The following is a 22,547-nucleotide window of genomic DNA, read 5'->3' on the forward strand; positions in this document are numbered from 1 at the left end:
CCACGGCGCCCGCCTCGGTCTCGGAAACGGCGTGGAGCACGGGGCCGGCGAGGGCGAGGAACGAGGGGTCGGCGACGGCGTCGCTGCCGCCGGTGACGGTCAGCGCGCCGGTCTCCTCGTCGACGTCGGCGGCGAGGACGCCGAGGCCGCCCGCCGAGGTGAAGGAGCCGATGTACGCCCGTACCCCGCTCCGGCCCTGATCCGTCCCCGTGCCGCCCACGGCGCCTCCCCTGCCCCGGGGCCGGTCGCGGTCGACCGGCCGTCGTCTCGTGGCGCCGACGGTAGCAGGCGGTCTAGACCAAATGGCGGTGCCCGGCGCGTCCGAGCGGACGAGCCGGGCACCTGGCGGCACGGAGCCCCGTCAGGAACGGACCACCCATGCGCCGGGCCGAGTCCGCAGCGGGGCGTCCAGCTCCGTGAGCACGCGAGCCAGTCCCCTTGCGTGGGCGAGAGCCGGCGCACCCGCGTGAGGGGCGTCGTTCTCGGCCCGGAGGTGCCCCTCCAGCTCCATCGCGCCCCCTTCGCCGGAGGTGAGGGCCTCCACGGCGGCCTCGACCCGCCAGCAGGCGGCGGCCAGGCGGGCGTCGTGACCGGCGTCCGGGTCGGCGGCCACGGCGACCAGGCCCCGCACCTCCGCGGCCGCCTCGTCGAGGAGCCCGAGGACGCGGCGCGCCCGCTGCTTCCTCCCCGTGAAGGGGGCCAGCGGATGCACCAGCGGAGCCAGCGAGAGCCGTACGCGCCCGAGCAGCGCCTCCAGCTCGGCGGCGTGCGGCGTCGGGTCGGCGGCCTCCTCGCCGGCGAGACGCCGGACGGACGCCGAGGTGGCGGACCGGACGCAGAGGAGCGCCCGCTGGATCCACGCGTCGTTCGTCGTGTGCGTCCGCACGGGAAGGACCAGCGTCACGGCAAGAGCGGCGCACACGGCGCCGACGCCGGTCTCGGTCACGCGCAGGAGGAGCAGCGCGCCGTCCAGCACCCCGAGGAGCCCGTAGAGCAGGCTGGCCATCACGGTGACCGCCAGGATCATCCAGCTGTACGACACGGGGGCGGCGTAGAAGATCCCGAACACGCACACGGCGACAAGGAGCGCGGTGACGGCGGGCGCCCCGCCCAGCGGGACGGCGATGAGGAATCCGGCGGCGATGCCGGTGACGGTGCCGAGGACGCGACGGAAGCCCCGTACGAGCGTCTCGCCCCGCGAGGCCGTGTTGACGAAGATCCACCAGACGGTGCCGACGGCCCAGTACCAGCGCTGCTCCGAGAGGAACTGGCCGATGACGAGGGCCGCCCCCGAGGCGACGGTGACCTGGACGGCCTGGCGGGTGGTGGCCCGGGCCAGCCCCGTCCCGGGCAGCGGGGCGGGCGCCGCCGGCGGCGGGACCCGACGCTCGAGGGGCCACAGCACGAAGCGCACGGTCCCGGCCGCGCCCAGGGCGATGCCCGTGGCCGCGTACAGCTCGGGGAGCTGCGCGGGGACGGCGTGCAGGAACTGGGTCACGAAGAACTGCATGAAGGCGAAGATGCCGAGCGCGTGTCCGCGCGGCCCCCAGCGGCGCGCGTACACGCCGGCGAAGATCACGAGCAGCCAGGCCGCGTCCCGCAGGAGCGGCGCGCCGTGCAGGAGCGCCGCGAGGGCGAGCACGGGGAACCCGACCGTCGGCAGCAGGGCGGTGGTGACGACCTGACGGCGCACCGTGGGGTCGCCGACAGTGAAGAGGGCGAGCAGCGCGGCGAGCCCGGCGGTGATGGACGCGACCAGGGACAGCCCGAGCAGCTCGGACAGGGCGACCGCGAGCCCGACGCCCAGGACGGCGCGGAGCGAGGTCCTGAGCCGGACGAGCCCCGGATCCGGGGCCATGAAGTACTTCTGCACGGCGGCCAATGCGCCCCCCTTGGTCTGTTCCTCACCGCGCGCGAGACGTCCCCTGGGGTGGTGGGGGCTCGGACACGACGAAGGCACCGCGGGCCGGTCCGGCCTCGTCGCCGGACGGCGCTGCGCGGCGCCGAAGGTATGTGATGGCTACAAGGATAGACCGAAGGGGGTACGGCGGCTCAACTCGTCGATGAAACGGTGGGCCATTGGCCCAGTGACACAGCGGAACAAGTGACCGGACGGAGCCATTGGCCCATGCCGCGCCACCACTGGACCGCGGCCCGGGGGAAGCGGCCGGAAGTGGGGGGATCCGAGGCGTTGACAGCGCCGCCGACGGCTCTCGATACTGACTGACGGTTCAGTTAACGACCCTGTTGCCACACCTGGAGGCACCATGTCCGACCTCCCCACCGAGCTGGTTCCGTTCACCCCCGAGCAGCGTGGCATCGTCGAACTCACCCGGGCCTTCGCCCGCGACGAGATCCGCCCGCGGGCGCGCGCCGTGGACGAGGCCGACGTCCAGACGCCGTGGGACCTGTGGCACAAGGCCGCCAAGGTCGGCATCACCGGCTTCATGCTTCCCGAGGAGTACGGGGGCGGCGGCTTCACCGACGTCTTCACCCAGTGCCTCGTGCAGGAGGAGCTGTGCGTCGGCGACCTCGGCATCGGAAACCTGCTCTGCTCCAACGGCTTCTTCGCCGACCCGCTGCTCGAACTCGGCACCGAGGAGCAGAAGCGGACCTGGCTCACCCCCCTGACCGGCCCCGACAGCCCGATGACCGCCCTCGCCACCACGGAACCCGGCGCCGGCTCCGACGCCGCGTCCATCGTGACGACGGCCACCCGCACCGACGGCGGCTATCTGCTGAACGGCCAGAAGGCCTGGATCTCCAACGCCGGCGAGGCCGAGCAGTACGTCGTCTTCGCCAAGACCGACCCCACCCGGCGCTCCCGGGGCGTGACCGCCTTCCTGCTGCGCAAGGACACCCCCGGCGTCACCTTCGGCGAGCCCATGCGCAAGATGGGCCAGCGCGCCATCGTCTGCCGGGAGATCTTCCTCGCCGACGCCTTCGTGCCCGAGGAGGACCGCCTCGGCGAGGAGGGGCAGGGCTTCCGGGGACTCATGCGGACCTTCGACGTCTCGCGGGTCGTGCTGGGCGCGGCGGCGACCGGAGTGGCGCGGGCCGCGTACGAGTACGCCCGCGACTACGCGCGCACCCGGCAGCAGTTCGGCAAGCCGATCGTCGAGCACCAGGCGGTGGCGTTCCGGCTGGCCGACATGCGGACCCGGATCGAGCAGTCCCGCCTGATGACCTGGCGCGCGGCCAAGCGCCTGGACGCCGGGCTGTCCGCGACGACCGAGGCCGCCATGGCCAAGCTGACCGCCTCGGAGACGGCCGCGTACTGCACCTGGGCCGCCGTGCAGACCCTCGGCGGCTGGGGCTACTCGCGCGAGTATCCGGTGGAGCAGTGGATGCGGGACGCCAAGCTGGAGGAGATCGAGGAGGGCACCTCGGACATCATGCGGCTCGTGATCGCGCGGGACCTGTGATGGCGACCCCGACCACGGAGGGCGAGACCTCCGCCGACGGCGCGTCCCTCACCGGCGGCGAGGCCGTCGTCCGCGCCCTCGCCGCGCACGGCGTCACCGACGCCTTCGGGATCCCCGGCACGCACAACCTGGAGATCTACCGCCACCTCCGGGCCCACGGCATACGTCATGTGACGCCCCGCCACGAACAGGGCGCGGGGTACGCCGCCGACGCGTACGCCCGGGTCTCCGGCCGGCCCGGTGTCGCGATCACCACCACCGGCCCCGCGCTCCTCAACATCGCCGCCGCCGTCGGCCAGGCCTACTCCGACAGCGTGCCGCTGCTCGTCGTCTCCCCCGGCATGCCGCTGCGGCACCCCCGGCAGTCCACCGGACTCCTCCACGAGATGCGCAGCCAGACGGAGGCGCTGCGCGGCGTCGCGGCCTTCAGCCACCGGGTGTCGTCCGTGGACGAGATCGGCTCGGCGGTGGCACGGGCCTTCACCCTCTTCCGTACGGGCCGGCCCCGTCCGGTGCACATCGAGGTGCCGCTCGACCTCCTTGAGACCGTGGAGCCGGCGGGGCCCGTACGGCGTGCGCCGCTCACCGGACCCCCCGCGCCCGACCCGGCGGCGGTGGGGAAGGCGGCCGACGTCCTGCGCGCGGCCCGGCGGCCCGCGCTCGTCCTGGGCGGAGGGGCCCGGTCGGCGGCCGCGGAATGCGCGGCGCTCGCCGAGGGCCTCGGCGCGCCGGCCGTGACCACCGCCAACGGCAAGGGCGTGCTCGACGAGCGCCACCCGCTCTCGCTGGGCGTGTCGCTGCACAGCCCGGCCGTGCAGAAGTGGCTGGCGGACCGCGACGTGGTCCTCGCCGTCGGCACGGAGCTGGCCGAGTCCGACCTCTGGGGTCCGCCACCGGCCCTGACGGGCACCTTGATCCGGGTCGACGTGGACCCCGCCCAGATGTACGCGGGGCTCCCGGCGGACGTGTCCCTGGTGGGCGACGCACGGGTGCTGCTCAGGGCGCTGCTCGCCGAGTGGCGGGGAGGAACCGGCGACGTCCCCTCAGAACCCGGTGGCGTCCCCGCGGACGCCGGCGACGTCCCCGCGGACCCCGGTGGCGTCCCCGCGGATCCCGGCGACGTCCCCGCGGACCCCGATGGCGTCCCCGCGGACCCCGTCGGCGTCCGCGCCCTCCGTGCCGCCCGCGACGACGAGACCCGTACCCGCGACGCGCGCTGGCTGCCGTACCTCCACGCCGTGCGCCGCGTCCTCGCCGAGGACGCCGTGCTCACCTCCGACAGCGCCCAGTGCTGCTACTACGGCGCACTGCCCCATCTTCCCCTCGGTCCCGAGGGGCGCTATCTGCACCCCACCGGCTTCGGCACCCTCGGCTACGCCCTGCCCGCCGCGATCGGCGCGAAGACCGCGTCCCCCGAGCGACAGGTCGTCGCCCTCAGCGGCGACGGCGGCCTGCAGTTCTCCGTGCAGGAGCTCGCCACCGCCGCACAGCTCCGGCTCCCGCTTCCCGTCGTGGTCTTCGACAACGGCGGTTACGGCGAGATCCGCGAGGAGATGGCGGCCCGCGGGGACACCCCCACGGCGGTGGACCTGCCCTCCGTCGACCTCCCCGCGCTCGCCCGCGCCTACGGCGGCCGGGGCGCGGTGGTCCGTTCGCCGGAGGAGCTCGCCGACGCCCTGGCCCTCGCGCTGAGCACTCCCGGACCCACCGTCCTGACCGTTCCCGAAACAGTCCCCGAAGTCCCCGAGGAGTCCCCCCGATGACGCCCGAGACCGCGACCGCCCTCACGCACACCCCTCTCATCTCCCTCACCTGGACGGACCACGTGACCGGCCGCCGGGGCCACCTGGTGATCGACCGGCTCGTGCGCGGCGTCTCCAGCGGCGGGCTGCGGATGCGCGAGGGCTGCACCCTCGACGAGGTCGCAGGACTGGCCCGGGGCATGACGATGAAGGAGGCCCTGCACTACAACCCCGAGGGCCGCTACATCCCGCTCGGCGGCGCCAAGGGCGGCATCGACTGCGACCCGCGCGACCCCGAGGCGTACGGGGTGCTGGTCCGCTACCTCCGCGCGATGCGGCCGCACATCGAGCACTTCTGGACCACCGGCGAGGACCTCGGCCTCACCCAGGACCTCGTCGACCGCGCGGCCGCCGAGGCCGGTCTGGTCTCCTCGATCCAGGCCGTGTACCCGCTGCTCGACGACGAGGCCGCGGCCCGGCACCGGCTCGCGGACGCCTTCGCCGTGGACGTGGACGGCATCGGGCTCGACGAGCTGGCGGGCGGCTGCGGGGTCGCCGAATCGGTCCTGACCGCGCTGGACCGGGCCGGTGTCCCCCGCGCGGGGACGCGGGTGTCGGTACAGGGCTTCGGGACGATGGGCGGGGCGACCGCCCGCTTCCTGGCCCGGGCCGGGCTGAAGATCGTCGCCGTGGCCGACGTCAAGGGGACGATCGCCCACCCGGACGGTCTGGACGTGGAAGCACTGCTGGCCGCCCGGGACGCACACGGAACCGTGGACCGTGCCGCCCTGCGCGCGGGCGACGCCGAACTGCCCGGCGACGCCTGGCTCTCCGCCGACGTCGACGTACTCGTCCCGGCCGCCGTCTCGTACGCGGTCGACGGCGGCAACCAGGCCGGCATCACGGCCCGCTGGATCGTCGAGGCGGCCAACATGCCGGTCCTGCCGGAGGCCGAGGAACTGCTGGCCGCGCGCGGCATCACCGTCCTGCCGGACGTGGTCGTCAACTCGGCCACCAACGCCTGGTGGTGGTGGACCCTCTTCGGCGACATCGGCGCGGACCCGGACGAGGCGTTCGCCCACATCCGGAGCTCCATGCGCGCGCTGGTCGAGCAGGTCCTGACCCGGGCCGAGCACGACGGGACCACCCCGCGCGCGGCGGCGCACGGCGTCGTCGCGGACCGGCTGCCGGTGATCGCCGAACGCTTCGGCTGGTACGCATGAGCCTGGACACCCTCTTCGATCCGCGTTCCGTCGCCGTCGTCGGGGCCTCCGCCAACCCCGCCAAGTGGGGTTACTGGCTGGCCGCCGGCGCCCTCGCCGGACGCTCCCGGCGCACCGTCCACCTCGTCAACCAGCGGGGCGGCCACCTCGACGGCGTACCCTTCCTGCCGGACCTCGGGTCCCTGGCGACCGTCCCCGAGCAGATCGTCGTCGCGGTGCCGCCGCGGCAGGTGCGTCCCGTGGTCGTCGAGGGGCTCGCGGCGGGCACGCGGTGCTTCACCGTGATCACGTCCGGCGGGTCGGGGCCCGAGGAGGAACGGGAACTCGCCTCGCTCGTCACCTCGCACGGCGGACGGCTGCTCGGCCCCAACTGCATGGGCGTCGTCGACACCACCACCGAACTGCGCCTGAGCTGGGGCGACTTCCCGGCGGGCGCGGTCGGGCTCGTGTCGCAGAGCGGCAACCTCGCACTCGAGATCGGCAGACTCCTGGCCCGGGCCGGACAGGGGTTCTCCCGGTTCGTCTCGCTCGGCAACCAGCGCGACATCGACGCGGCGGACGCCCTCGACGCGCTGATCGCCCACGACGCGACGCGCGTCGTCGCCGCGTACGTGGAGGACTTCCGGGACGGACGGCGCCTGGCCCGCACCCTGGCCGCCGCCCACGCGGCCGGCAAGCCCGTCCTGCTCCTCACGCTCGGCCGCAGCGAGGCCTCCGGCCGCGCGGCGGCCTCCCACACGGGCGCGCTGGTGAGCGCCCGGGCGGTGGTGGACGCGGTCTGCCGCGACACGGGCGCGATCCTGCTGGAGTCGGCGGGCGAACTGGTCGACACGGCCGTGCTGTTGACGGCTGCCCGGCACGGTCAGAGGCAGGGGCAAGGCCAAGGGCAAGGGCAAGGGCAAGGGCAAGGGCAGGGACGGGGGCCGCGCCTCGGGCGGGGCCGGGCCGTGCCCGCGGCCGCCGCCGGCGAAGCCTCCGCGTCCGACGAAGCCCCCGCGCCCCCCGAGGCGCCGCGCATCGCCGTCGTCGGCGACAGCGGAGGCCAGGGCGCGCTCGCCGCCGACGCGCTGACCGCCCGCGGGCTCCACATCCCCGTTCTCGACGAGGCCACCCGGGCCGCCGTCGCCGCACACCTCCCCGGCCGGGGCGGCTGCGGCAACCCCGTCGACCTCGCGGGCGCCGGGGAGGCGGACCTCCGCAACTACGCCCGGATCACCCGGGCGCTGCTGGACGGCGGGGACACCGACGCCACGGTCCTCACCGGCTACTTCGGCGACTACGCCACCGCCAACCCCGACCAGACCCGCGAGGAGTGCGAGGTCGCCGAGGAGCTGGCGCGGGCCGCGCGGAAGGCCGGCCGGCTGCTCGTCGTCCACACCATGGCCCGCGACACCCCGGCCCTGGCCGTGCTGCGCGAACACGGCGTACCCGTCTACGAGCGCATCGAGCAGGCCGCGACCGCCCTGGCCCACGCGGCCCGGCCGGCACCCGCGACACCGTACGCGCCGCCCGGGCGGGTGCCGTCCCCGTCCCGCCCCGTCGCGGACGGGGGGTACGAGAGCGTCCGGGCCCTGCTCCGGTCCCATGGACTCGACTTCCCCACCGCCGAGTTCGTCGCCACGGCCGACGAGGCGGCCGACGCCGCCCGCCGCACCGGATACCCGCTCGCCCTCAAGGCGATGGGCCTGGCCCACAAGACCGAGGCGGGCGGGGTGGCCCTCGGCATCGTCGACGAGACCGCGCTGCGCGCTGCCTTCGCCCGGATGCGCGACACCACCGGCGCCGCCCGGTACGCGGTCGAGGAGATGGCCGTCCACCCGCACTCCGTCGAGCTCATCGCCGGAGTGCGCTACGACCCGGCGTTCGGGCCCGTCGCCGTGGTCGGCCTCGGCGGGGTCACCGCCGAACTGCTCGCCGACACCGCGCTCGCCCTCGCCCCGCTCACCCCGGGGCGGGCCCGCGAGCTGCTGCTCTCCCTGCGGCACGCACCGCTGCTCACCGGCTGGCGGGGCGCGCCCGCCGTCGACCTGGACGCCGCCGCGGACGCCCTGTGCGCACTGGCGCGGGCCGCGTCCGAGCACCCCGAGCTCACCGAGCTCGAAGTCAATCCCCTGCTCGTCCACCCGGGCGGCGCGGTCGCCCTCGACGCCCATGGAGTGCTGACATGACCCGTTTCGACGGACGGACGTACATCGTGACGGGCGGCGGCAGCGGCATCGGCCGCGCCATCGCGCTCGCCCTGGCGGGGGCGGGCGCCCGGGTCGCCGTCGCCGGCCGCACCCCGGAGCGCCTCGACGAGACGGCCGCCCTGATCGAGAAGGCCGGCGGGAAGGCCCTCGCGGTGCCGACGGACGTCCGGGACCCGGAGGCGGTGGACGCGCTGGTGGCCGCGGCGGTCGAGCGGTTCGGCAGCCTTGACGGGCTGGTCAACAACGCCGCCGGAAACTTCGTCGTCCCCGGCATCGACCTGTCCCCGGGCGGCTGGCGCGCCGTCGTCGACATCGTCCTCAACGGCTCGTACTACTGCACCCGTGCCGTCGCCCGCAGGCTGCGCGAGCAGGGCACCGGCGGCTCGGTCCTCTCCGTGATCGCCACGTACGCCTGGCACGGCCACCCGGGCACCGTCCACTCGGCCGCCGCGAAGGCCGGCGTCCTGGCCATGACGCGGACCCTGGCGGTGGAACTCGCCCCGCTGGGCATCCGCCTGAACTGCATCGCCCCCGGCCCGACGGAGACGGAGGGCGCTGGCGCGGCCCTGTGGGCCACCGACGAGGCCCGCGAGGAGGTCCTGGCCACGGTCCCGGCCGGCCGCTTCGCCGACCCCGCCGAGATCGCGGACGCGTCGCTGTTCCTCCTGGGCGACGGGGCGTCGTACCTGACCGGCGAGTGCCTGACGGTGGACGGCGGCCAGTGGCTGGGCAAGCAGGTGTACGGGCGGTCGGCCGGGTAGCGGACCGGAGCGCACGCAACAGCGAGGGGCGGCCCGACGGCCGCCCCTCGTCGCGTACGGTCCGGACCTCAGCTCTTCGTACGGCGGGTCTTCGCACCCGCCGCGTAGAAGAGGAGGCCGACGACCGCGATGATCAGCAGCGGCACGACCTGGCTCAGCGTGTACGCGAGGCGCTGGCCGGCGAAGGCCTCGGGCAGGGAGTCCGCCGGGGAGCCCTCCGTGCCGAACCAGCCGACGCCGAAGCCCGGCCAGATCAGCACGACCACCGTGAAGGCGACCAGGCCGGTCGCGAGCGCGGTGACCGTCCAGACGCCGGGGCGACCGCCCGGGACGGCGTACGGGCGTGGCGTGTCGGGGTACTTGCGGCGCAGCACCAGCAGGCTCGGGAAGGTGATGACGTACGAGATGAAGGTCGTGCAGATCGTCAGGCCCAGGCCCGCCGCGAAGTACTTCTCGCCGTCGCCCTCGGTGAGGTTGAGGGCGGCCACGAGGAGGATCGACGCGAGGACCGCCGAGAGCAGGTTCACCCGCACCGGGGTGCCGTGCTTCTCGGAGATCGTGCCGAGCCAGGCCGGCCCTGCGCCGTCGGCGCAGGCGACGGCCTGGCCACGGTGCGCGCCCATCGCCCAGGTGACGCCGGAGGTCAGCAGGCCGATGATGAGCCCCGCGGCGGCGATGCCGCCGAAGACCGCGCCCGCACCGGTGAGGGTGACCGTGCCGTCCGCGGCGATGGAGCCGCCGTAGACCGTGAAGACGGCCTTGCAGGCGTCGATGAAGCCGCCGAGGCTGCCGATCCGCTCGCCGGGCAGGACGAACATGATGCCGAGGATGGGACCGCCGTAGAGCAGGAGCGAGGCGATGCCGGAGCGGAGGATGGAGAGCGGGATGTCACGGCGCGGGTTGCGCATCTCCTCGGCCGCGGAGCTGGGCAGTTCGAAGCCGACGTAGTTGAAGATCAGGACGGGGACGAGCGCCACGAAGCCGGCGTAGGTCGGTGAGAACTCGCTGACGGGCAGGGCGTGCACGCCGTTCTGCACGGCGAAGACGACCACCGAGACGAGGAAGAACCCCAGCAGCACGATCCGCGCGACGGCGCCCGCGATCGGCACCCACTTGCCGACCCGGACCGACTGGACGACGGCGAGCGCACCGCCCCAGATGAAGACGAGACCGGCGGCGTACTTCCACAGACCGGGCAGCGGTGTGAAGAACTCCTCCCAGGTGGTGAGGGCGATGATGCACAGACTGCCGCCCACCCACACCGGGTTGGAGATCCAGTAGAGGATCTGGTTGAGGCCCGCGGTGAGCCGGCCGAAGGCGAGCCGGGTCCAGACGTACGGGCCGCCCTGGACGGGGAAGGCGGAGCCGAGTTCGGCGACGAGGAGTCCGTAGGGGAGGAAGAAGAGCAGCGCGAGGATGGCCATCCAGGTCAGTCCCTGCGGGCCCTGCGCCGCGACCGACCCGATCGTGTCGAGTCCGACGAGGGTGCATATGAGGAACAGCAGGACGTCGAAACGGCGCAGCTCCTTGCGGAGCCGGCCGCGCTGTTCGCCCCAGCCCTCGGAGAGGTCGGGGGTCTCGGGTGCGGGCTCTTCGGCCCTGCTGGCGGTGACGGGTGTCTGGGTCACGGGGCGGACTCCTACGGCGGCACGGGGGAGGGTCACGTACGGAGCGGCACATCATCTGACTGAACGGCCAGTCAGTAGCCAGCACTGTGAGCCCCGCCACACCGCACTGTCAAGGGCTGTGTAGGGTAAAGCCGTGGCCAGAGTCCGGTTGAGCGTGGAAGAGCGACGCGCGGAGATCCTGCGCGTCGCCGTCGAGCAGATCGAAGCCCGCGGCGTCAGCGGCGTGCGCATCGCGGACGTCGCCTCGGCGCTCGGAGTCAGCAGCTCCCTGGTGCTCTACCACTTCTCCACCAAGGAACTGCTCGTCGCCGAGGCCTTCGCCCATGCCGCCGAGGGAGACCTCGCCCACCTGCGCAGACTGCTGGACAAGCCCCGCACCAGCGCCGCGCTCCGGCTGCGCTCGGCCGTGCGCTGGTACGCGCCGACCGGGCAGGCCAAGGGCTGGCGGCTGTGGATCGAGGGCTGGGCGGCCGCGCTGCGCGAACCCGCCCTCAGGAAGGTCGCCCACGACCTCGACCAGCAGTGGAAGGCCGCGATCGCCGACGTCGTCGCACAGGGCGTGGCAGCCGGCGAGTTCGTCTGCGACCGCCCCGAGGACGCGGCCTGGCGTCTGACCGCGCTGCTCGACGGACTGGCCGTGCAGATGACCTCGTACAAGGGACCGCTCAGCCGCGCCACGATGCTGGAGTGGGTGGACGACGCGCTCGTGACCGAACTGGGCATCGACCACGAGACGCTGACGGCCCGTCGGTAGAACCGCCCCGCCCGCGTCGGCCGTGCGGCGCGATCCGTCTCGCGATCCGTCTGCCGCAACCATTGACGCCCCCGTCAGTGTTGCCGCATCCTCTCGGGCCATGGAGAGACAGAGCGGAACGCGTCTGATCGAATCCGATGTCGTCGTCGTGGGCGGAGGGTACGCCGGGCTGGCCGCGGCACTCCGACTCCACGACCACGCCGTCGACTTCACCCTGGTCGAGGCCGCCGACCGGGTCGGCGGGCGGGTCCTGACCGAGATCCGGCCGGACGGCGGGCCCGTCGACCACGGCGGCCAATGGGTCGGCCCCACGCAGACCCGCCTCGTCGAACTCGCCGCACGCTTCGACTGTCCCACCTTCCCGACCTGGGAGAAGGGCAGCCACATCGAGGTCTGGCACGACGGCACGAGGGTCCCCTACACCGGCGCCGCGCCCGCCGACGGGCCCGGCGTCACCGAGTACGTGCGGGTCACCGGGCTCCTCGACGAGCTGGCCCGCACCGTGGACACCGTCCGCCCCTGGCGCACGGCCCGCTTCGAGGAATGGGACGCCCGGACGGCGCAGTCCTTCTTCCGCTCCGAGACCGACGACGCGGACGCCCTGCGCCGCCTGGCCCTCGCCGTCCAAGGGCTGTGGTGCACGGAGCCCGACGAGATCTCGCTCTTCCACGTGCTCTTCTACATCGCCGCGGCCGGCGGCTTCGAGCAGCTGATGGAGACCCGTGGCTGCGCCCAGGACAGCCGGTTCGGGACGGGCGCGGACGGCCCGGCCCGCGCGGTCGCGGCCCTGCTCGGGGACCGCGTCCGCCTCGGCGAGCAGGCGCTCTCGATCGCGTACGACGCCGACGGGGTCCGCGTCCGCACCTCGACCACCGTGCTCCGGGCGCGCCGGGCGATCGTGGCCCTGCCCCCGCACGCCGTACGGGCGGTGGATTTCGCACCGCCCCTGCCCGCCGCCCGGGACGGCTGGCTGTCGCACAGCCCGATGGGACGGGTCGCCAAGGTCCACGCGGTCTACGACACCCCGTTCTGGCGCGAGGAGGGGCTGTCCGGGGTGGCGACCCTGTACGACGACGGGCCGGTCGGCGTCGTGTTCGACAACTCCCCGGAGGACGGTGCGCACGGCGTTCTCGTCGGATTCGTGTACGGCGACCGCCTGGACGGCTTCGCCGCCCTGGACGAGGCCGGCCGCAGGGCCGCCGTACTGGAAGGCCTCGTCTCCGTGGCCGGACCCGGGGCCGGGCGGCCGCGCGACTACACGGAGAAGATCTGGACCCTGGACCCCTTCGCCCGGGGCGGATACGAGGCCTACGCGACACCCGGCGGATGGAGCGGCCACGGCGAACGCGGCTGGCGGGAGCCGACCGGCCCGCTGCACTGGGCGGGGACGGAGACCGCGTCGGAGTGGAACGGCTACATCGACGGCGCGGTGTCGTCGGGATACCGGGCCGCCGACGAAGCCCTGGCCGGCCTGGCCGGGGCGGACGGGCCGGACACGTCGGACGGGCCGGCGAGGCCGGACGAGATGAATGGGGAGAACGAGGTGGACGGGGTGGACGGGGCAGGTCGGCCGGACGGGCCGGACGAGGTGGACGGGGCGGACCGGCCGGAGGGGGCGGCGCGATGACGGCGATCCGGCGGGCGCAGGACGACGACGTCCGGGCCGTGGCGGACCGGGCGCGCCTGGTGGTGCGGGCGGCGGCGGTCAGCCAGCGCGAGTTCGCCGCCCGCATCGGCATGGAGCCCACCGCGCTGTCCAAGGCCCTCAACGGCAGCCGCCGCCTCACGGCCGGTGAGCTCGCCGCCATCGCTCGGACCGGGAAGGTGTCCCTGCGGTACCTGCGGACCGGGGAGGGCCGGCCGCCCACCGCCCCGGACGACCCGGCGCTGCCCGAGGCGCGACGCCGCGCCGACGCCGTCGACGCGGAGGTCCGCCGGACCCAGATCCTCGAGGAGACCGCGCGGCTCATCGCCCGCCGCGGCTTCCACCGGGTCCGGGTCGCGGACATCGCCCGCGCCTGCGGAACCAGCACCGGCACGATCCACTACCACTTCCCCACGAAGGGCGACGCGCTGCGCGCCGCCCTGCACCACTACGCCGAGCGGCTCCACCAGCGCCTCGAAGACGAGTTCCGGGACGCGGACGGGCCGGTCGAGAAGCTGCGGCGGCTGATCGACGTCCAGCTGATCAGCGGCGAGGACGACAACGACGAGTGGTCGGTGTGGGTGCAGTCGTGGAACGAGGCGATCCTCGACCCCGCCCTGCGGGAGGGCCAGCGCGAGACCTACGCCCGCTGGCGGCGGACCGTGCTCGACCTGGTGCACGCCTGCCAGTACGAGGGAATGGCCACGGGCGCCGACCCCGAGGCGCTGACCAGCCGGTTCACCGCTCTCGCGGACGGCCTGGCCATCCAGGTCCTCGCGGGGAACGGGGAGATGACCCCGACCCGGATGCGAGAGCTGCTCCTCGACGCCTTCGAACCGCACATCACGCTCCGCTGACGGGCGCGGCGGCCCCCTTCCGGCCGCCGCCCGCCCGGGCCCGAGAAAGGACGTCCCATGACGACGCGGTTCCCCCACCTGTTCAGCCCGCTGCGGATCGGCGGCGTCACCGTACCCAACCGGATCCTGTCCTCCGGCCACGACACGGTCCTGGCCGAGGACGGAGCGGTGACCGACGACCTGATCGCCTATCACGAGGCCCGCGCCGCGGGCGGCGTCGGTCTGATCGTGCTCCAGGTCTCCGGCGTGCACGAGTCCGCCCGCTACACCACGCACGTGCTGATGGCCACGGACGACGCGTGCGTCCCTGGCTACGCCCGGCTCGCGGCGGCGGTGCACCGGCACGGTACGAAGGTCTTCGGCCAGCTGTTCCACCCCGGCCGGGAGATCCTGGAGTCCGGGGACGGCACCGCGCCGGTGGCGTGGGCGCCCTCGGCCACGCCGAGCGAGCGCTTCCACGTCATGCCTCGCGCCATGACCGAGGCGGAGATCCGCGAGGTCGTCGACGGTTACGGACAGGCGGCGCGCCGGCTGCGCGAGGCCGGACTCGACGGCGTGGAGGTCGTCGCCAGCCACGGATACCTGCCGGCGCAGTTCCTCAGCCCCCACGTCAACGTCCGGACCGACGGGTGGGGCGGCGACCGCGAGGGGCGGCTGCGGTTCCTGCGCGAGGCGCTGCGCAGCGCCCGGGTGGAGGCCCGGCCGGACTTCGCCGTCGGCCTGCGGATCTCGGGCGACGAACTCAGCCACGACGGCCTGGACACCGACCTCGTCCTGGACACCGTCGCCCGGCTCGACGCCGAAGGACTCCTCGACTACGTCTCGGTGTGCGCGGGCAGCTCGTCCAGCCTGTCCGGGGCCGAGCACATCGCTCCGCCCATGTTCCGGCCCGCCGGTTACACCGCCCCGCTCGCCGCGAAGGTACGCGCGGTGGTCGGCGTCCCGGTGATGGTCGCCGGCCGGATCAACCAGCCGCAGGAGGCCGAGCAGATCCTCGCGGACGGGCAGGCCGACGCCTGCGCGATGACCAGGGCGCTGATCTGCGATCCGGACCTGCCGGCCAAGACCGCCGAAGACCGCACCGAGGAGATCCGTGCGTGCGTCGGCTGCAACCAGGCCTGCATCGGCCACTTCCAGCTCGGCCACCCCATCTCCTGCATCCAGCACCCGGAGACGGGGCGTGAGCGTCGCTTCGGGGTCCTGCCGCTCGTGACGCGGCGCAAGAAGGTGCTGGTGGTCGGCGGCGGCCCGGCCGGTCTGAAGGCCGCGGCCGTGGCGGCCGCACGCGGCCACGAGGTGGAACTGCACGAGGCGGGCCGACGCGTGGGCGGCCAGGCGCTGCTCGCCGAACTGCTTCCGGGGCGGGCCGAGTTCGGTGGCGTGATCACCAACCTGGAGGGCGAGGCGCGCCGCGCCGGAGTCCGCGTCGTGACGGGTTCACGGATCGACGCCCCGGCCCTCGCCGCCGCGGCCCCGGACGCCGTGGTCCTCGCGACCGGGGCCCGGCCCCGCCGACCGCGCCTGGAGCTGATGGACGACCCGGTGGTGCTTGACGCCTGGTCGGTGATCCGCGGCGACGCCGAGATCCCGCGCGCCGGCCGGAGGCGGATCGTGGTGGCGGACTGGCGCGGCGACTGGATCGGCCTCGGCGTCGCCCTCCGGCTGGCCGGCCAGGGCCGGAAGGTGACCCTCTGCGTGACCGGCTTCGCGGCCGGCGAGCACCTGCAGCAGTACGTACGCGCCGCCATGCTGGCCCGGGCCGTGCGCGCCCGGATCGAGATCGTCCCCAACGTCCGGCTCCACGGCGCGGACGACGACACCGTCTACCTCCAGCACACCCTGACCGAGGACCCGGTGGTGCTCGAGGGCGTGGCCGGAGTCGTACTGGCCCAGGGCCACGTCCCGGTCACCGACCTCGACCCGCTCGCCCTGGGCCTCGCGCCCGGCCGTGTCTTCGCCGTCGGCGACCGCGTCAGCCCGCGCACGGTGGAGGAGGCGGTACTGGAGGGCCTGACGGTGGCGTCCGGGCTGTAGACGCGGCGATCCCGCCGCCGAAGGCGCCGCGGTCCGGACCGGTCCCGCCGTCGCCCCGGCGCTGCGCGGCGCCCGCGTGGGGCATGGGTACAGTCGGAAACCGGACGAGCCGGGGCGAAGGAGGCCGACGGAGCATGGCGGTGGACGAGCTCGACACGCGGATCCTGCGGCTGCTGATCGAGCAGCCGAGGACCAGCGTGCGCGAGTACGCGCGGATCCTGGGGGTGGCGCGGGGCACCGTGCAGGCGAGGATCGACCGCCTGGAGCGGGACGGGGTGATCACGGCGACCGGGCCGGTCCTCTCCCCCGCCGCCCTCGGGCATCCGGTGCTCGCCTTCGTGCACGTCGAGGTGACCCAGGGGCATCTGAACGAGGTCGGCGACGCGCTCGCGGGCGTGCCGGAGATCGTGGAGGCCTTCTCCATCACCGGTGGCGGTGATCTCCTGACCCGGGTGGTGGCCCGCGACGCCGGGCACCTGGAGGACGTCATCCAGCGGCTGATCCAGCTGCCCGGGGTGGTCCGCACCCGGACCGAGATCGCGCTGCGCGAGCGGGTCGCGCACCGGCTGCTGCCGCTGGTCGAGGCGGTCGGCCGGCGGTCGGGGACGCCCTGAACCGCCGCCCCCTCGGCCGTCCCCTCGGCCGTCCCCTCGGCCGTCCCCTCGGTCGTCTCCTTGGTCGGTTCGTCCAAGCGGGCTGGCAGATGCCATGAGACGTTCCTTGATCCCTTGCAGATGAGACCCCGCACGACCTACCGTGGCCCGCATGCAGTCCTACACCATCGGTCAGGCGGCACGCCTGCTCGGCGTCAGCCCCGACACGGCACGCCGCTGGGCCGACGCGGGCCGGGTCGCGACCCACCGCGACGAGAACGGCCGGCGCCTCATCGACGGCCGCGATCTGGCCGCCTTCTCCATCGAGGTCGGGCAGGGTGCCTCCGGGGACGAGGAGGAGTCGTACACCTCGGCCCGCAACGCGTTTCCCGGGATCGTGACCGCCGTCAAGCTCGGCGACGTCGCCGCCCAGGTCGAGATCCAGGCCGGGCCGCACCGGCTCGTCTCGCTGCTCACCCGCGAGGCGGTGGAGGAACTGGGCCTGGAGGTCGGCATGCAGGCCGTCGCCCGGGTGAAGTCGACCAGCGTGCACATCGACCGGGTCTGATCCTCGTCGGGTCCGATCCTCGTCGGACCCGATTCCCGTCGGACCCGATTCTCTCCGGGACGCGTACCGCCGGAAGCGGACTTCCGGGGGCCGTGGGCCCGGAGCCGTCGGTGGGGGCTGTCCGCGTCCGGGGGGACGGACAGCCCCCACACCGCCCCTCAGAGCACCCCTGGAACCCACGATGAAACGCCTTCACGGCCGGACCGCCGGGCGCGGGCCGCGCACCCCGCTCGTCCTCGCCGTGCCCGCGCTGCTCGCCGTCGCGTTCCTGCTGCTCCCGCTCGTCGGGGTCCTGGTCCGCACCGAGTGGGATTCGTTCGGCGCGCATCTGACGAGTCCCGGCACCGTCGAGGCCCTCAGGCTGTCCCTGCTCGTCTCCTTCTGGGCGCTCGGCCTGTCGCTGCTGCTCGGCGTGCCGCTCGCCTGGCTGCTCGCCCGGGTGCCGTTCCGCGGCAAGGCGATCGTCCGGTCTCTGGTGCTGCTGCCCATGGTGCTGCCGCCGACGGTCGGCGGCGTGGCCCTGCTGCTCGCGTTCGGGCGGCGCGGCGTGGTCGGCCCCTGGCTGGAGAGCGCCTTCGGGCTGACCCTGCCCTTCCACACCTCGGGCGCGGTGGTCGCCGCGACGTTCGTGGCCATGCCGTTCCTGGTCATCAGCCTGGAGGGCGCGCTGGCCGGACTGCGCCCCCGGTACGAGGAGACGGCGGCGTCCCTGGGCGCCTCGCCGGTGCGGGTGTTCTTCACCGTCACGCTGCCGATGGTCGCCCCGGGGCTGCTCGCCGGGGCCGCGCTCACCTGGGCGCGGGCGCTGGGCGAGTTCGGGGCCACGATCACCTTCGCCGGGAACCTGCCCGGCACCACCCAGACCCTGCCGCTCCAGGTCTATCTGCTGCTCCAGGAGCAGCCGGAGGCGGCGACCTCCGTGTCGCTGCTGCTGCTCGCCATCGCGATGGCGGTCCTGGTCGCCCTGCGGGGCCGCTGGACGGGCACCCCGTCCCCGGGCCGCCCCCGAGCCGCGTCCGGGGCGCCGGCCGACGACCCCGCCGTTCCCACGGCCGAGGCGCGGCCCGCGACGGTCACGGACCTTTCCGGGGCGGAGGGCACGGAGGGCGGGAAGTGGGCGCTGCACGCCGAGGTCACCGGCTTCACCCGTCTCGTCCTCGACGCCGAGCCGGGCACCACCATCGCCGTCGTCGGCCCCAACGGCGCCGGCAAGACCACCCTGCTCCGGGCCCTCCTCGGCCTCACCCCCCGCGCCCACGCCTCGCTCCGGCTCGGCGACACCGAGGTCACGGACCTGCCCCCGCACCGGCGCCAGGTCGCCTGGGTCCCGCAGGACGGCGCCCTCTTCCCCCATCTGTCGGCGCTCGCCAACACCGCGTACGGCCTCCGGGCGCGCGGGGTGCCGCGCGCCGAGGCCCGGCGCGAGGCGCGGGCCTGGCTCGACCGGCTCGCCGTCGGCCACCTCGCGCACCGCCGTCCGGCCGAGCTGTCCGGCGGCCAGGCCCAGCGCGTCGCCCTGGCCCGCGCGCTCGCCGCCCGCCCCCGGCTGCTGCTGCTCGACGAGCCGCTCGCGGCCCTCGACCAGACCACCCGGGCCCATGTCCGGCACACCCTGCGCCGTCACCTCGCCGGCTTCGGCGGCGTCTGCCTCATCGTCACCCACGACCCCGTCGAGGCCGTCTCCCTCGCCGACCGGGTGCTCGTCCTGGAGGACGGGCGCACCCTCCAGGACGCTTCTCCCGCCGAGGTCTCGCGGCACCCCCGCTCCCCCTGGGTGGCCCGGATGCTCGGCCGGAACGCCTGGCCCGGCACCGCCTCCGCCGAAGGACTCGCGCTGGACGGGGGCGGCACCCTGATCACCGCCGAGCAGCCGCCCGCCGGCACCCCGGCCCTGGCGATCATCGCGCCCGAGGCGGTGGCCGTGCACCGCGAGAGGCCCGGCGGCAGCCCCCGTAACGTCTGGCCCGGCACCGTGCGGGAGATCACCGCGAGCGGCAGCCGGCTGCGGGTCCTCGTCACCTCGGACTCCGCGCCCTCCCTCGTCGCCGAGATCACGCCGCAGGCCGCCGCCGAACTGGGTCTCGCCGACGGGGTGCCGGTCTGGACGGGCGTCAAGGCGACCGAGGTGACCGTCGTACCGCTGTGACGGGCCCGGTGACGCCGTCCCCGCGATGCCGTTCCCGCGATGCCGTTCCCGTCGGCAACGACCCGGCGTCGTCAACTTCCCTGCCCGGGAAGGAAATTAACGGCACCCGGCCCGTTCCTGTGGCAGGGTACGACGGCCCTGCCCCCGCGTGATCCGGAGCCTCCCATGCCCCTGCCCGAGCGGCTCGTCCCCCTCCTCGACCAGTTCGACTTCGCCCGACAGCGGCTCGCCGACCGGATGGCGGGACCGGTGGTGGACAGCGGCAACGGCACGGACGTCGAGGTCGGTCCGATGACCGACGCGGAGTACCTCTGGGAGCCGGGGCCCGGCTGCTGGTCCGTCCGGCGGCACGCCGACGGCCCGGGGGCGCGCGCGACCCTCCTGGTCGGCGCCGGGGAGTGGGGCCGGGACACGACGCCCCCGCCGCACCCCGTGCCGCCGCCGTTCACGACGATCGCCTGGCGGCTGAGCCACCTCTCCGAGATGCTCGCGCTGCGCGCCGACCACACGAACGGAAGCCGCAGCCTGACCCGCGACGACTACCGGGTCGCCGGGGACGTCGCCACCGCCCTGGCCGCCTTCGACACCGCCGCCGACGCCTGGCGCGAGGCGCTGCTGTCCGCCGACGACAAGGCGCTCGACACGGTCGGCCACTGCACCTACCCGCACGGCAGCGACGCGGAGAACCCCTTCCTGGAGATCGTCTGGTGGGTGAACCAGGAGCTCCTGCACCACGGGGCGGAGATCGCCCTGCTCCGCGACCTCCACCGGCTCCGCGCGTAGGGCGGTTCAGCGGATGGTACGGGCGAGGAGCATCGCCACGTCGTCCTGGGCGGATCCCGCGAGGAGCCGCCCGAGGACCTCGTCGCACAGCGTGTCCAGGGGCCGGTCGAGGGGCTGCAGCGCCTCGGCGAGCTGCCGCATGCCCTGGTCGAGGTCCCGGTCGCGGGCCTCGATGAGACCGTCCGTGTAGAGGACGAGGAGTCCGCCCCCGGGCAGGGCGACCTCCTCCGTGCCGAAGTCGTGGGCTCCGGTGCCGAGCGGTGTGCCGGACGGTCCGTCGAGGAAGGTGATGGTGCCGTCCGGGGTGGCGACGGCCGGTGGCGGATGGCCCGCGCGGGCGATGACCCAGCCACCGGTGGCCGGGTCGTGGACCGCGTAGACGCAGGTCGCCATCTCGTCCTCGCCGAGGTCGGCCACGACGGCGTCCAGGGAGCGGAGCATCCGCGCCGGTGCGATGTCGTGGCGGGCCAGGGTCCGTACGGCGGTGCGCAGTTGGCCCATGACGGCAGCCGCGTGGATGCCGTGGCCCATGACGTCGCCGATGACGAGCCCCGTCCGGCCGCCGGGCAGCGCGATGACGTCGAACCAGTCGCCGCCGACGTCGTGGGAGCTCGCGGGGAGGTAGCGGCCGGTGAGTTCGAGGCCGGTGACGGCGGGGAGCGCGTTGTTGGTGAGGCTGCGCTGCAGGGTGAGGGCGGCCTCCCGCTGGGTGGTGTAGAGCCGGGCGTTGTCGATGTTGAGGGCGGCGCGGGCGACGACCTCGTCGATGAGGACGCGGTCCTGCGCGTCGAAGGGCTCGCGGGTCCGCAGCCGGGTCACCGTGACCGCCCCGAGCACCTGGCCCCTGGCCACCAGGGGGACGAGCCGCGCCGAGCCGATGCGGGTGGCGAAATAGGTGCGGAGCGCCTCGGTGCGCGGATCGGTGAAGAGCCGCGGGAGGTCGGACGTGTGGAGGTTCGTCGGCCGTCCGTGGACGACCACCTGCTCGTACACGGAGTCGAGGGGGATCTGGAAGGTCTGGCCCGGGGCGAGGAGCGCCGTGGGCGCGGTCGGGTCGGGGAACTGGGCGGCGAGCCGCCGCAGCACTCCCCGGGTGGAGGCGGCCGGGTCGTCGGGTTCGAGGACGGACTCCAGCATCTGTACGTCGGCCGAGTCGGCGAGCTGGGGCACGAGGAAGCGCACGGCCTCCTCCGCCGTCTGCTTCAGGTCCAGGGTGGTGCCGATCCGGGCGCCGGCCTCGGCGAGCAGCGCGAAGCGGTGACGGGCCCGCTCGACCTCGATGTGCGCCTCCTGGCTCTCGGTGATGTCGACGAGGGAGGCGATGAGCCCGAGCGGCCGCCGTTCGGTGCGGTCGACGAGCGGGGCGTACGAGCAGGACCAGATGTGGTCCCGGTCGGGGTCGGCGGGGGTACGGCCGACCCGGCGGGCGTCCACCACGGCCGTACCGCTCTCCAGGACCTCGCGCATGAGCGATTCGAGCCCGGCGGCGTTGACGTCGGGCACGACCTCGGTGAGCCGGTGGCCCACGTGCCGGGCGGCCGAGACGCCGTTCATCCGGGCGAGGGCGTCGTTGACGCGCAGGAAGCGCAGGTCGGGGCCGAGCAGGGCGAGCCCTATGGGCGACTGGGTGAAGAGGCTCTCCATCGCCGCCAGGTTCTCCCGCATCCGCAGGACCTCGGAGGTCTCCACCGCGATGAGCATCGCCCCCGGGCGTCCCTGCGGGTCGGTGGCCGGGACGATCCACATCTCCATGGCGACCGTGTGGCCGTCACGGTGGCGGACGGGCAGCGTGCCCATGATGGTCTCGCCCGCCTGGACGCGGTCGGTGAGCCCGTCGGCGAGCTCACGGTTCGCGTCGGGGACGAGGAGCGGGGTCGCGAGCCGCCCGAGGACGTGCTCGGGCCGGTGGCCGAGGAGGTCCTGCGCGGCGAGCGACCATTCGACGATGCGGCCCTCGGCGTCCTCCCGCCAGAGGGCGATGGGCAGCAGCTCACGGAGCACGCCCGCGTCCCCGACGACCGCCCGGGGCGGCTGCGGAACCCTGCTCGACGACTGATGTGTCTCCAACGCATCGCCCTACGCATCGGCCCGGCCCCAGAGGGCGCAATCCCTACCGGATCACCCTAGCCGAGGAGGGGACGGCGGGCGCTGCACAGTGCGGCCGATCGGGACGGCGCCCCTGCCCCTGTCCGTGCCGAC

Annotated in this window: 17 protein-coding genes; 13 read left to right on the forward strand and 4 right to left on the reverse strand. The window is 74.5% G+C overall.

The window, feature by feature from the left end:
• Positions 1 to 220, reverse strand: a 220-nt coding sequence (locus CCN56_RS06835; protein WP_143664446.1) for a beta-propeller fold lactonase family protein, incomplete at its 3' end; no start/stop codon positions are given.
• 141 nt (positions 221 to 361) lie between these two features.
• The gene (locus tag CCN56_RS06840; RefSeq protein ID WP_086824594.1) at positions 362 to 1,858 is read right to left on the reverse strand and encodes an FUSC family protein; all 1,497 of its coding nucleotides are present in this window, start codon (positions 1,856 to 1,858) and stop codon (positions 362 to 364) included.
• A 409-nt stretch (positions 1,859 to 2,267) separates the two neighbouring features.
• Here CCN56_RS06840 and CCN56_RS06845 point away from each other — a divergent pair, with 409 nt between their 5' ends.
• Genes CCN56_RS06845 through CCN56_RS06865 form a run of 5 tightly spaced genes read left to right on the forward strand, consistent with a single transcriptional unit; the run spans position 2,268 to position 9,340 of the window.
• Positions 2,268 to 3,425 (forward strand): acyl-CoA dehydrogenase family protein, encoded by a 1,158-nt coding sequence (locus CCN56_RS06845; protein ID WP_086824564.1) that lies wholly within the window; start codon positions 2,268 to 2,270, stop codon positions 3,423 to 3,425.
• Entirely contained in the window at positions 3,425 to 5,188 is a 1,764-nt protein-coding gene (locus tag CCN56_RS06850; RefSeq protein ID WP_086824566.1) for a thiamine pyrophosphate-dependent enzyme, read from the forward strand. The genes CCN56_RS06845 and CCN56_RS06850 overlap by 1 nt, the downstream gene beginning before the upstream one ends.
• Positions 5,185 to 6,390 (forward strand): glutamate dehydrogenase, encoded by a 1,206-nt coding sequence (locus CCN56_RS06855; RefSeq protein WP_086824568.1) that lies wholly within the window; start codon positions 5,185 to 5,187, stop codon positions 6,388 to 6,390. The genes CCN56_RS06850 and CCN56_RS06855 overlap by 4 nt, the downstream gene beginning before the upstream one ends.
• On the forward strand, positions 6,387 to 8,558 hold the full coding sequence (locus tag CCN56_RS06860) for an acetate--CoA ligase family protein (RefSeq protein ID WP_086824570.1): 2,172 nt from the start codon (positions 6,387 to 6,389) through the stop codon (positions 8,556 to 8,558). Before CCN56_RS06855 ends, CCN56_RS06860 begins: the two co-directional genes overlap by 4 nt.
• Positions 8,555 to 9,340 (forward strand): glucose 1-dehydrogenase, encoded by a 786-nt coding sequence (locus tag CCN56_RS06865; protein WP_086824572.1) that lies wholly within the window; start codon positions 8,555 to 8,557, stop codon positions 9,338 to 9,340. Before CCN56_RS06860 ends, CCN56_RS06865 begins: the two co-directional genes overlap by 4 nt.
• Before the next feature lie 68 nt (positions 9,341 to 9,408).
• Here the strand turns inward: CCN56_RS06865 and CCN56_RS06870 are convergent, their stop codons facing one another.
• Positions 9,409 to 10,968, reverse strand: a complete 1,560-nt coding sequence (locus CCN56_RS06870) for an APC family permease (RefSeq protein WP_086824574.1) — start codon at positions 10,966 to 10,968, stop codon at positions 9,409 to 9,411.
• A gap of 133 nt (positions 10,969 to 11,101) precedes the next feature.
• Between CCN56_RS06870 and CCN56_RS06875 the strand changes: the two genes are divergently transcribed.
• The 8 genes from CCN56_RS06875 (at position 11,102) to CCN56_RS06910 (ending at position 20,348) form a co-directional block, all read left to right on the forward strand.
• Positions 11,102 to 11,722: a TetR/AcrR family transcriptional regulator gene (locus CCN56_RS06875; protein ID WP_086824576.1), complete on the forward strand. Its 621-nt coding sequence runs from the start codon at positions 11,102 to 11,104 to the stop codon at positions 11,720 to 11,722.
• Between the two features lie 100 nt (positions 11,723 to 11,822).
• Entirely contained in the window at positions 11,823 to 13,349 is a 1,527-nt protein-coding gene (locus tag CCN56_RS06880) for an FAD-dependent oxidoreductase (protein WP_086824578.1), read from the forward strand.
• Positions 13,346 to 14,224 carry a TetR family transcriptional regulator C-terminal domain-containing protein gene (locus CCN56_RS06885; RefSeq protein WP_086824580.1) on the forward strand — a complete coding sequence of 293 codons (879 nt, stop codon included), beginning with the start codon at positions 13,346 to 13,348 and terminating at the stop codon, positions 14,222 to 14,224. Before CCN56_RS06880 ends, CCN56_RS06885 begins: the two co-directional genes overlap by 4 nt.
• A gap of 57 nt (positions 14,225 to 14,281) precedes the next feature.
• The gene (locus CCN56_RS06890; RefSeq protein ID WP_086824582.1) at positions 14,282 to 16,258 is read left to right on the forward strand and encodes an FAD-dependent oxidoreductase; all 1,977 of its coding nucleotides are present in this window, start codon (positions 14,282 to 14,284) and stop codon (positions 16,256 to 16,258) included.
• A gap of 134 nt (positions 16,259 to 16,392) precedes the next feature.
• The gene (locus CCN56_RS06895; protein WP_086824584.1) at positions 16,393 to 16,872 is read left to right on the forward strand and encodes an Lrp/AsnC family transcriptional regulator; all 480 of its coding nucleotides are present in this window, start codon (positions 16,393 to 16,395) and stop codon (positions 16,870 to 16,872) included.
• Between the two features lie 151 nt (positions 16,873 to 17,023).
• On the forward strand, positions 17,024 to 17,419 hold the full coding sequence (locus CCN56_RS06900; RefSeq protein WP_086824586.1) for a molybdopterin-binding protein: 396 nt from the start codon (positions 17,024 to 17,026) through the stop codon (positions 17,417 to 17,419).
• Positions 17,420 to 17,600: 181 nt separating this feature from the next.
• Complete coding sequence (locus CCN56_RS06905; protein WP_086824587.1) at positions 17,601 to 19,565, forward strand: ABC transporter permease; 1,965 nt, start codon at positions 17,601 to 17,603, stop codon at positions 19,563 to 19,565.
• Positions 19,566 to 19,730: 165 nt separating this feature from the next.
• Positions 19,731 to 20,348, forward strand: coding sequence for a DinB family protein (locus CCN56_RS06910; protein WP_086824589.1), 618 nt, complete (start codon positions 19,731 to 19,733; stop codon positions 20,346 to 20,348).
• 6 nt (positions 20,349 to 20,354) lie between these two features.
• Here CCN56_RS06910 and CCN56_RS06915 read toward each other — a convergent pair whose 3' ends face one another.
• Complete coding sequence (locus CCN56_RS06915; RefSeq protein WP_306300589.1) at positions 20,355 to 22,349, reverse strand: SpoIIE family protein phosphatase; 1,995 nt, start codon at positions 22,347 to 22,349, stop codon at positions 20,355 to 20,357.
• Between the last annotated feature and the right edge of the window lie 198 nt (positions 22,350 to 22,547).

It is taken from the genome of Streptomyces sp. NRRL B-24572, assembly GCF_002156145.1.
Lineage (GTDB): Bacteria > Actinomycetota > Actinomycetes > Streptomycetales > Streptomycetaceae > Streptomyces > Streptomyces vietnamensis.